The following is a 9,390-nucleotide window of genomic DNA, read 5'->3' on the forward strand; positions in this document are numbered from 1 at the left end:
GGCGGGCACCGTCCACGGTCGGACGCGGCCGGGCCGCCCACCGCGCCGGCGGGGACGGGGCCGCCCGCCGCGCAGGCCGCCGGCGGGCCGCGCGCCTCGTCGGTGGTCGAGGCCGGGCCGCCACCGTCGGTCGTCGCACAGCAGCCGGTGCAGGCGTACGGATTCCGCCGCGACGGGCCGGTCTGGCAGCTCGCGTACGCCGGCGTGGTGGTGCACCTGCCCGACGCGAAGGGGCTGCGCGACCTGCACGTGCTGCTGAGCCGGCCGGGCGTCGACGTCCCGGCGGTCGAACTGCTCGACCCGGCCGCCGGGCCGGAACTCGTCGCCGCGCGCCGGATGGGCGGCGATCCGGTCCTCGACGACGAGGCCAAGTCCCGCTACCGGCGGCACCTGGAGCGCCTCGACGACGAGATCGACCGGGCCGCCGAGCGCGGCGACGGGCGGAGGGTGGCCGACCTCGACGCCGAGCGCGACGCCCTGCTCGCCGAGCTGCGCGCCGCCGCCGGGCTGGCCGGCCGCAGCCGCCGTCTCGGCGACGAGGCGGAGCGGGCCCGCAAGACGGTGACCGCCCGCATCCGGGACACGCTGCGCAAGCTCGACCAGCGCCACCCGGGCCTCGCCGCCCACCTGCGCGACACCGTCACCACCGGCGGCACCTGCCGCTACCTCCCGCCCGAGCCGCTGCCCTGGCGCCTGTAGCCCTCGGGCGTCGGGCGATCGTCGCCATCGAGGGCCGGTAAACCCGGCAGCCCCGCGCGGTGTCTTGCTGTCTGAGAGACCAGGAGGGGCCAGATGCGAGATGCGCATGGCGCGGAGTTCGACGACTTCGTCCGTACCCGGTCGGTGGCGCTGTTGCGGGTGGCCTACCTGCTGACCGGCGACCGACACGCGGCCGAGGACCTGCTTCAGGAGGTGCTGGAGCAGGTGTATGTGCGCTGGCGGCGGGTGCGCACCTCCCCGGAGGCGTACGCCCGGCGGGCCCTGGTCAACCGGTCGATCAACCGGTGGCGGTGGCGGTCCCGGCGGCAGGAGCAGGCGTTGGGTGACAACGACGGGGTCGCCCGGGACCACGCCGACGACATCGCGCTGCGCCAGGCGGTCGTCGCGGCGCTGCGTACCCTGCCGCCCCGGCAGCGCGCCGCCGTGGTGCTCCGTTACCTGGAGGACCTGTCGGTCGCCGACGTCGCCGGGGCGCTGCGCTGCTCCGAGGGCACCGTGAAGAGCCACGCCTCCCGCGGCCTGGCCCACCTCCGGGAGGCGTTGGCCGGATCGAGTCTCGTCCTGTCCGTCCCGACCGACACCAGGAGTGCGCGATGACCATCGAAGAGAGTGACGTGCGGGGCGTCCTGCGTCGGGTGACCGACGACCTCGTCGGCCCGCCGACTCTGCTCGACGACGTGCGACGGGGTGGGCGGCGCCGGTTGCTGTGGCGTCGAGCGGTCCTGGCCGCGCTGTGCGCGGCCGTGGTGGCGGTACCCGTGGGCGGCGCCCTTCACCTCCGGGACGACGGGGCGGCGGTGGAGGTCGCCTCGCCGCTGTTCGACGGACCCACCCGCGGCGACCTGGCCGGCGACGAGGCGTATCTGCGGCAGGTTCGCGAGGCGTGGCGGCATCGGGCGAGGCAACTCGGGAACGGCCTCCGGGGCGATCCGCACGTGGTCTGGGCGGGAGACACGCCGGCCGGGCCCGCCGCCTACGTCGCGCAGCGGACCGAAATCAACTCGGTGGTGTCCAGCCCGGACGGCGCCCGCCAGGTCGGCCTGGCCGCGTTCGTCGAGCCCACCGCCGCCGGACCGCGGGTCATGACGACCGAGACACTCGTCGACTCCGGCAGGGACGGCAACTCACAGGCCGTGCTGCTCGGGCCACGGCGCGACGTGCTGGTCGTGCTCGACGTCGGACACCCGGTGGACTTCTCACCGACGCTCCGGTACGCGGCCGACGGCCGCATCGAGCGCACCTTCCAGCCGGTGGCCTTCCGGGACGGGGCCGCCGTGCTGTCGGTGCCGCCGCAGCGCGGCAGGGTGACCGTCGCCCTGTTTAGGAGGCCGGTCAGCGCGACGACCGCCGTCCACATCGCCAACGCGAGCGACATTCTCTTCGCCGACGGGAAGGACAGTCCGCAGCCGCGGTCGGTCACCTACACGTTGCCCGGCGCGGACCGGCTGTGGGGCGACGACCCCGGCGGGCGGGTCGGCAGGAACGTGCACGGGACGGACGCGCTCGCCGCCTACGTCGATCCCGGCGGCACCCACCGGGATGGAGAATCTCCCCGCCTGATCGTCTACGGGGCGACCCCCGACGGCCGGCTGCTGCTGCTGCAGACCGTCCAGTACGACGACGACCCCGCCCGCGCGATCGCACTGCTCGCCCACGGCGACGCGCCCTTCCAGCCGGTGGCCAGCGGGTTCGCCGACTGGACCGCGCCGCTGCCGGTGCGGCTGCGGCTGCCGGACGAGCAGGGTGTCCTCGTCGTCGTCGCCGAGGGCGCGGCGCTGAGCTACCGGGTCGGCGCCGGGCGGTGGCACGACGCCGGGCGTGGCGCGGCGCTGCTGCCCGCCGGCACCACCGAGGTGCGTGTCACCGCCGCCGGCGGCACGGTCACCACCGTCCGGGTCGACTCCTAGCCGGCCGACCAGCGACGACGGGCGCCACCACCTCCGTGGCGGCGCCCGTCGTCGGCACGGTCAGCGGCGGTTGTAGCGGTACATGGTGAGCGTGCCGAAGACCGCCACGAAGACGGCGCTCCACAGCAGCGTCCACATGGTGGCCGACGCGTCCGACGCCCCCGACATGACCGCGCGCACCGAGGCCACCAGCTGCGTGATCGGGTTGACCTTCACGAACGCCTGGAGCCAGCCGGGCATCGTGGCGGGCTCGACGAAGACGTTGCTCAGGAAGGTCAGCGGGAACAGCACCATCATGCTCACCCCCATGACGGACTTCTCGCTGCGCAGGACGAGGCCGAAGAACGTCCAGACCCAGGAGAACGCGAACGAGAAGACCACTAGCAGGCCGATCCCGGCCAGCACGCCGGGCAGCCCGCCGTCGGGGCGGAAGCCCAGCACCAGCCCGACGCAGAGGATGACCACGGCCGCCAGCACGTAGCGCAGCACGTCGCCGAAGATCATGCCGACCAGCGGGGCGGGTCGCCAGACCGACAGCGTCCGGAACCGGTCGAAGACGCCCTTCTCGATGTCGGTGTTCAGGCCGACCCCGGTGTACATGGTGATCATCACGACGCTCGTCACCATGATGCCCGGCAGGAAGAACTGCAGGTAGTCGCGCGGGCTGTCGGCGAGGGCGCCGCCGAACAGGTACGTGAACATCAGCACCATGATGATCGGGAACGCCGTCACGTCGAAGAGCTGCTCCGGCACGTGCTTGATCTTCAGCAGCGCGCGCCAGCCGAACGTCAGCGACGCCGCCAGCGCGTTCGGCCGCGGCGGTCGCGCGCCGGGCGCGAGGACGGTGGAGAGCGCCTCCGCCGATGGTACGTAGACGGACGGGGCGCGCCCGGTCGTGGTGGCGTTGCTCATCGGGCTGCCTCCAGCTCGTCGGTCCGCTCGTCGGTGGCGACGGCGGGGTGGTCGGTCAGGGCCAGGAAGACCTCGTCCAGGCTCGGCTGCCCGAGGGAGAAGTCGTCGACGACGATGCCGGCGCGCGCCAGGTCGCCGAGCGCGCGGGCGGCCTGCGCGCTGGCGTCGAGGTCGCTGCCGGCCCCGCCGACCCGCGCGGTGAGCGCGACCGGATCGGGTGCGAGCTGCACCGGTACGCCGAGCGCCGCCTGGAGCAGCTGCTCCGCCTCCGGCCGCTGCCCGGGGTCGCGCAGTCGCAGGTGGACGGTGCCGGAACCGACCGAGGACTTCAACTCGCCCGGGGTGCCCTCCGCGATCACCCGGCCGTGGTCCACCACCGCGATGCGGCCGGCGAGCTGGTCGGCCTCGTCCAGGTACTGCGTGGTGAGCAGCACGGTCGTGCCGTGCGCCACGACGGCCCGGACGATCTCCCACACCTGGTTGCGGCTGCGCGGGTCCAGGCCCGTCGTCGGCTCGTCGAGGAAGAGCAGGTCGGGGGTGTTGAGGATGCTCGCCGCGATGTCGATGCGCCGCCGCATGCCGCCCGAGTACTTCTTGACCTGCCGGTCGCCCGCCTCGGTCAGACCGAACGCGGCGAGCATGCCCTCCGCCCGCGCCCGGGCGGCCAACTTCCCGTGCCCGAGCAGCCGGGCGAGGAGCACCAGGTTCTCCAGCCCCGTCAGGTCCTCGTCCACGGAGGCGTACTGGCCGGTGAGGCTCATCCGGGCGCGTACGGCGTCGGCCTCGGTGACGACGTCGTGCCCGAAGACGCGCGCCCGCCCACCGTCGGGGCGCAGCAGCGTCGCCAGTACCCGTACCGCCGTGGTCTTGCCGGCGCCGTTGGGGCCGAGCAGCCCGTAGACGGTGCCGGCGGGGACCTGGAGGTCCATGCCGGCGAGCGCCTTGGTGGCCCCGAACGACCGGGTCAGGCCCTCGGCCTCGATGGCCGGGCCGGTGGTGCGTTTCATGCTCCCTACCTTCCTCAGGTGTCACACGTTCAGGAGACGTACGGACGCGCGGCGCGGCCGTCGCGCAGGGCCAGGCCCCACCAGCGGAGCTGGTCGAGCAGGACGTCGGCGGCCCGCTCGCACTCATCGGCCGCCCAGGGTGACGGCGCGCCGTCGAGCAGGTCGACGCCGACGACGTCGCGCATCGTGACCGCGTGCAGCGCGGTGAAGACCGTCCGGAGCTGGTCGACCGCGTGCAGGCCGATGGAACCGCACCCGTACGACACGAAGCCGACCGGTTTGGCCTGCCACTCGTCGTACGCGTGGTCGATCGCCTGTTTCAACGAGCCCGGGAAGCTGTGGTTGTACTCGGGGGTGACCACGACGAACGCCTCCGCCCGCGCCAGCTGCGCGACGAACGACCCGGCCGCGGCGGCCGCCCGACCCGGACGCTGCGCGCCCGGGTCGTGGTCGGCGAGGTCGACGACGGTCACCGCCAGCCCGTCGCGCCGCCGCGCCCGGTCGACGAACCAACGGCCGATCCGGTCGCCCGTCCGGCTCTCCCGGGTGCTGCCGACGATCACGGCGAGGCGCAGCGGCGTCATGTCTCCCCCTCCCGGCTCCGGTCCCACCCGACAGGCGCGAGACGGTGGCCAGCGCCCGCCAGATCAGAACTCGCGGGCGGGCGACCGCGCCGGCCGGCGTGGCCGGGCTGCCCGTGACGCGGACGGCGACGGGCCGTCAGCCGGTGGGACCGGCTTCAGGCCGCTCGTCGAAGAGCACCGGCCAGGGGCGGGGGGCCGGTCCGGGCGGCGGCGCCGGGGGTTCCGAGCCGTCGGCCAGCACCTCCGCCGCGAGGTGGCCGAACATCGGGGCGGCCGGATGCGCCGCCCGGCGCGGCCACGCGGCCGAGGTGCGCCGGACCAGCGGCGAACCGGCGATGGGCCGCCAGGCGATCCGGGGTTCCCGGCGGGCCGTCGCCGCCGGCTCGACGGCCACCCCGCCGCCGGCCAGCACCAGCCCGAAGAGGAACTCCGGGTTCCGCGCGGGGCGGACCCGTCGGGGCGTGAACCCGTGCCGGCGGCAGACCTCCAGCAGGTGGTCGTGCCAGCCGGGCGCGGTGGCCCGGGGCGCCGTCACCAGGTCCAGGCCGGCCAGCGCCGCCAACTCGACCTCCCGGCCCCGGGCCAGCGCCGAGGCACGCGGCAGCAGCACCCCCAGCGGTACGTCGACGGCGGCGCCGAGGCGCAGCCCGTCGTCGGTGACGGGGTGGTGGAGCAGGCCGACGTCCAGCCGTCCCTCGCCCAGCATCCGCTCCTGCTCGCCGCTGGTCAGCTCGTGCAGGTCCACGTCGAGCCCGGGGGCGCGCCCGGCCAGCCGGTCGAGCAGCTCCCGCAGGATCACCGCGGGTGTCTCCGGTGGCACCCCCGCGCGGAGCACCCCCGACACCCCGTCGCGTACCTGCCGCATCAGGTTGCGCAGCCGGCTCTCCCCGGCGAGCAGCTCCTCGGCCTCGCCGAGGAGCACCTGGCCGGCGGCGGTCAGCCGCACCTGCCGCCGGGAGCGGTCGAACAGCTCGACCGCCAGCTCCCGCTCCAGGCGCTGCACCGACTGGCTCAGCGGCGGCTGGGCCATGCCCAGCAGCTCGGCGGCCCGCCCGAAGTGCAGCTCCCCGGCGACCACCACGAAGTGCCGCAGGTGCCGGAGCAGGTCCACGGCCGGACCCTACGCCAGCGCCCCCACGCGGGCCCAGGACGGCGGATACGGTGCGCGGGTGGCGACAGAGCGCATCGGCGAGATCTTCGAACAGGCCGGGGTCGTCGGCAGCCTGCACGCCGTCGACCTCGACGCGGCCGGCGACGCCCCCGAGGCGGTGACCGCGGGCGCGGTGTGCGGGCGGCCGACGGGCGCGCGACGGGCAGGATCCGCCGTCGCGGGGCCGGGCGGATCCGCAGGCGCGGCACCAGGGCGGCCCGGCTGGCGGGAGGTGGCGGTACGGGCCGACGAGCAGGTGGTGATCGCCTCGATCTTCAAGGTGCTGCTGGTGCTGGAGTTCGCCCGACAGGTCGTCGCCGGTCAGCTCGATCCCCGGGAACGGGTCCTCGTGACCGCCGACGACCGGCTCGGTGGATGGGGGATCGCCGGCTGCGCCGACGACGCCGAGGTGTCGCTGCGCGACCTCGCGTACTTCGCCATGTCGGTCAGCGACAACACGGCCGCCGACCTGCTGCTGCGCCGGGTCGGGGCGGACGTGCTGCCGATGCTCGCCGCCGAGCTGGGGCTGCCGCGTACCCGGATCGTCGGTGGCCCCCGGCAGCTGGTGGAGACGATGCTCGCCGACGTCGGCGCGCGCACCGAGGCGGACTTCGCCCGGATCTTCCCCGCCCTGCCGCCCGAGCGGGTCCGGGCGATGCGGATGTTCGACCCGGCGCACACCACGTCGAGCACCGCCCGGGAGATCACCCGGCTGCTCGGTCTGATCTGGCGGGACGAGGCCGGCCCGCCCGAGGCGTGCGCGATGGTCCGGGACTGGATGGCCCGGCAGCTCTTCTGGACCCGGCTGGCCGCCGGCTTCCCGCCCGGCGTGCGGGTGGCCGGCAAGACCGGCAGTCTGCCCGGCCTGCACCTGGAGGCCGGCGTGGCCGAGTACCCCGACGGCGGCCGGTACGCCGTCGCCGTCTTCGTGCGCGCCACGCAGCTCGCCACCCGCCGCATCGACGTGGACCTGGCGATGGGTCGGGCCGCCCGGGCCGCCGTCGAGGCTTTGCGCGCCAGCTGAGTTTCCGGCCGCGCCGCGGTGCCGGCGACCCCGCTGGGCTGGCCTGATATGTCGGTGGGTATCGACCGTGTCGGGCCTGGATCTTGGACCGGGCGGGGGCGGGGCTGATTGGCTCGACACCGACCGATCAGCACCACGACGGGGAGAGTTCCGCATGCCCAACCTCGACCGCCGCCACTTCCTTCGCGACGCCGCCGCCAGCACCGCGCTGGTCACCGCCGGCGGGCTCGCCGCCGGCACCGCCCGCACCGTGCCGGCGTACGCCGCACCGCCGCCCACCGCGCCGCTCGCCGCGGCCCAGGCCACCGGGCGCCGCGGCCCGGTCAGCTTCCGTTGGTGGGGCACGTCCGCCTGGCGCATCGACATCGGCGAGCGGACCGTCCTGGTCGACCCCTTCCTCAGCCGGATCGACACCGGGCTGTTCAGGGGCGCCTTCGACCCGGCCACCAGGCTGGAGGTCCGCGCCGACGTCGTGGACTCCCTGGTGGACCGGGCCGAGACGGTGCTCGTGACGCACACCCACTGGGACCACTACATGGACGTGCCGCGCGTCGTCGAGCGCACCGGCGCCCGGGCCGTCGGCACGCTCACCGCCTACCATCTCGGCCTGGCGTACGGGCTGCCGTCGGAGAAGCTCAGCCCGGTGCGGGGTGGGGAGGTGCTGGACTTCGGCGCGTACACCGTGGAGGTGGTCAGCTCCCTGCACAGCCGCAACAGGTCCTACTCGATGGCCTTTCCCGGCGTACGGGTAAGCCCGCCGGCGAAGCCGGAGACGATCGCCGACCTGCCCGAGGGGGACACCCTCGCCTACCAGCTGCGCGTCGCCGGCGGCCCGTCGGTGTTCTTCATGGGCGCGAGCGACTTCGCCGAGCGGAACCTGACCGGGCTGGCCCCCGACGTGGCCATGGTGGCGCTGCCGAGCAGCACCGTGACCGCCGGCTACGCCGAGCGGCTGCTCGATGCCCTGGACCGGCCGAAGGTGGTGGTGCCGGTGCACTTCGACAACTTCGAGACCGCGCTGCGCAACCCGGTGCCCATCGCGCCGGCGGACCGTGAGCGGCTCGACGGGCTCGTGGCGGCCGTACGCCGGGTCTCCCCGCGCAGCCGGGTGGTGGTGCCCGAGTACCACACCGCGTACCACTTCTGAACCCGGCGCGACGGGCCGCGGTTCCGCCCGCGGCCGTCAGCTCGCCGCCAGCTCCGCGAGGGCCCGCACGGACCGCCAGTTGCGGGTGGTCGCCACGACCCCGAGCTTCTTCTCCAGGTGGTTGTTGGTGAACCTCGACCGGCCGTAGCCGCCGTCCGGATAGTGCAGGTAGACCTCGCGCCCGGTGACCGTGAACGCCAGGTTCTCGCCGTCGGGCGCGGTCAGGGCGGCCACGGCGGAGGGGTCGGGCGCGGTCGCGAGGAAGATCACCAGCAGCCGCGTCGGGTCGTCCTCCCGGTCGGCGTACGGGTTGCCGCCGGCCACCGCCGCCAGCTCCCGGCCGCTGCGCACCAGCACCGGCACCGTCAGCCCCAGCTCGTCGACGATCGCCCGCTCGATGCCCCGCGCCAGCGCGTCGGCGTCGCGCACCGTGCTGCCGAAGACGACGTTCCCGCTCTGCAGGTACGTCCGCACGTCGTGGTGGCCGAGGCCGGTGACCAGCCGGAGCAGGTCGGCCATGGCGACCCGCGCGCCGCCGACGTTGACCCCGCGCAGCAGCGCGACCCAGCTGTCCACACGACCTCCTCGACCCGGCGGTACGGGGCCAGCCTAGGCGCCCGTCAGCGGCTCCGGGCCCGTCGGTGGGCGTGGCGACCCGCTGGCCGGTCAGAGCCGGCGGATGGCGGCGGAGACGAGACGGAAGCCGATGGTGCGCTCGACGATGCGGTCGACCAGCTCCGCCTTCCGCAGCCCGGCGACGCCGCGCAGCTCCAGGCTCGCGGCGAGCACCCGCAGGTCGCGGGCGGTCCAGCCGGCCAGGTACGCCGTACCCTCCTCGCGGCGCGACATGACCGCCAGCGCGCTGCGGGCACCGGCCGGGTCCGGCGCGGGTGCCGCCCGCCGGCCGGCCGGGGCGGTGGACCGCGCGGGCGCGGCGCC

Annotated in this window: 10 protein-coding genes and 1 pseudogene; 5 read left to right on the forward strand and 6 right to left on the reverse strand. The window is 75.1% G+C overall.

From position 1 onward, the window contains the following. From V6U77_RS28895 to V6U77_RS28905, 3 genes and pseudogenes are all read left to right on the forward strand, one after another. Positions 1–699: pseudogene (locus tag V6U77_RS28895) on the forward strand (ATPase); the annotation flags it as partial. Between the two features lie 93 nt (positions 700–792). After that, complete coding sequence (locus tag V6U77_RS28900; RefSeq protein ID WP_334609916.1) at positions 793–1,317, forward strand: SigE family RNA polymerase sigma factor; 525 nt, start codon at positions 793–795, stop codon at positions 1,315–1,317. Further along, positions 1,314–2,627: a hypothetical protein gene (locus V6U77_RS28905; protein WP_334609917.1), complete on the forward strand. Its 1,314-nt coding sequence runs from the start codon at positions 1,314–1,316 to the stop codon at positions 2,625–2,627. The genes V6U77_RS28900 and V6U77_RS28905 overlap by 4 nt, the downstream gene beginning before the upstream one ends. A 60-nt stretch (positions 2,628–2,687) precedes the next feature. Here V6U77_RS28905 and V6U77_RS28910 read toward each other — a convergent pair whose 3' ends face one another. From V6U77_RS28910 to V6U77_RS28925, 4 genes are all read right to left on the reverse strand, one after another. Then, complete coding sequence (locus V6U77_RS28910; RefSeq protein WP_334609918.1) at positions 2,688–3,539, reverse strand: ABC transporter permease; 852 nt, start codon at positions 3,537–3,539, stop codon at positions 2,688–2,690. Next, a complete protein-coding gene (locus V6U77_RS28915; RefSeq protein ID WP_334609919.1) occupies positions 3,536–4,546 on the reverse strand; it encodes an ATP-binding cassette domain-containing protein in 1,011 nt (336 codons plus the stop codon). The genes V6U77_RS28910 and V6U77_RS28915 overlap by 4 nt, the downstream gene beginning before the upstream one ends. A 29-nt stretch (positions 4,547–4,575) precedes the next feature. Further along, complete coding sequence (locus tag V6U77_RS28920; RefSeq protein WP_334609920.1) at positions 4,576–5,130, reverse strand: NADPH-dependent FMN reductase; 555 nt, start codon at positions 5,128–5,130, stop codon at positions 4,576–4,578. Between the two features lie 136 nt (positions 5,131–5,266). After that, complete coding sequence (locus V6U77_RS28925) at positions 5,267–6,241, reverse strand: LysR family transcriptional regulator (RefSeq protein ID WP_334609921.1); 975 nt, start codon at positions 6,239–6,241, stop codon at positions 5,267–5,269. Positions 6,242–6,299: 58 nt separating this feature from the next. On the opposite strand from V6U77_RS28925, the gene V6U77_RS28930 reads away from it, so the two are divergent. Together V6U77_RS28930 and V6U77_RS28935 are read left to right on the forward strand one after the other, a co-directional pair. After that, the gene (locus V6U77_RS28930) at positions 6,300–7,304 is read left to right on the forward strand and encodes a serine hydrolase (protein WP_334609922.1); all 1,005 of its coding nucleotides are present in this window, start codon (positions 6,300–6,302) and stop codon (positions 7,302–7,304) included. 154 nt (positions 7,305–7,458) lie between these two features. Then, positions 7,459–8,451 (forward strand): MBL fold metallo-hydrolase, encoded by a 993-nt coding sequence (locus tag V6U77_RS28935; protein ID WP_334609923.1) that lies wholly within the window; start codon positions 7,459–7,461, stop codon positions 8,449–8,451. Positions 8,452–8,487: 36 nt separating this feature from the next. Here V6U77_RS28935 and V6U77_RS28940 read toward each other — a convergent pair whose 3' ends face one another. Together V6U77_RS28940 and V6U77_RS28945 are read right to left on the reverse strand one after the other, a co-directional pair. Next, the gene (locus V6U77_RS28940; RefSeq protein ID WP_334609924.1) at positions 8,488–9,027 is read right to left on the reverse strand and encodes a DUF1697 domain-containing protein; all 540 of its coding nucleotides are present in this window, start codon (positions 9,025–9,027) and stop codon (positions 8,488–8,490) included. A 90-nt stretch (positions 9,028–9,117) separates the two neighbouring features. Continuing rightward, the coding region (locus tag V6U77_RS28945; protein WP_334609925.1) for a hypothetical protein at positions 9,118–9,390 on the reverse strand (273 nt) is incomplete at its 5' end.

Source organism: Micromonospora sp. CPCC 205546, assembly GCF_036902715.1.
Classification (GTDB): Bacteria; Actinomycetota; Actinomycetes; order Mycobacteriales; family Micromonosporaceae; genus Micromonospora.

Bases quoted from the DNA above. Each gene is read 5' to 3' on its own strand.
- V6U77_RS28935 (WP_334609923.1), top strand. From the start codon at position 7,459: ATGCCCAACCTCGACCGCCGCCACTTCCTTCGCGACGCCGCCGCCAGC.
- V6U77_RS28900 (WP_334609916.1), top strand. From the start codon at position 793: ATGCGAGATGCGCATGGCGCGGAGTTCGACGACTTCGTCCGTACCCGG.
- V6U77_RS28905 (WP_334609917.1), top strand. From the start codon at position 1,314: ATGACCATCGAAGAGAGTGACGTGCGGGGCGTCCTGCGTCGGGTGACC.
- V6U77_RS28915 (WP_334609919.1), bottom strand. From the start codon at position 4,546: ATGAAACGCACCACCGGCCCGGCCATCGAGGCCGAGGGCCTGACCCGG.
- V6U77_RS28920 (WP_334609920.1), bottom strand. From the start codon at position 5,130: ATGACGCCGCTGCGCCTCGCCGTGATCGTCGGCAGCACCCGGGAGAGC.
- V6U77_RS28910 (WP_334609918.1), bottom strand. From the start codon at position 3,539: ATGAGCAACGCCACCACGACCGGGCGCGCCCCGTCCGTCTACGTACCA.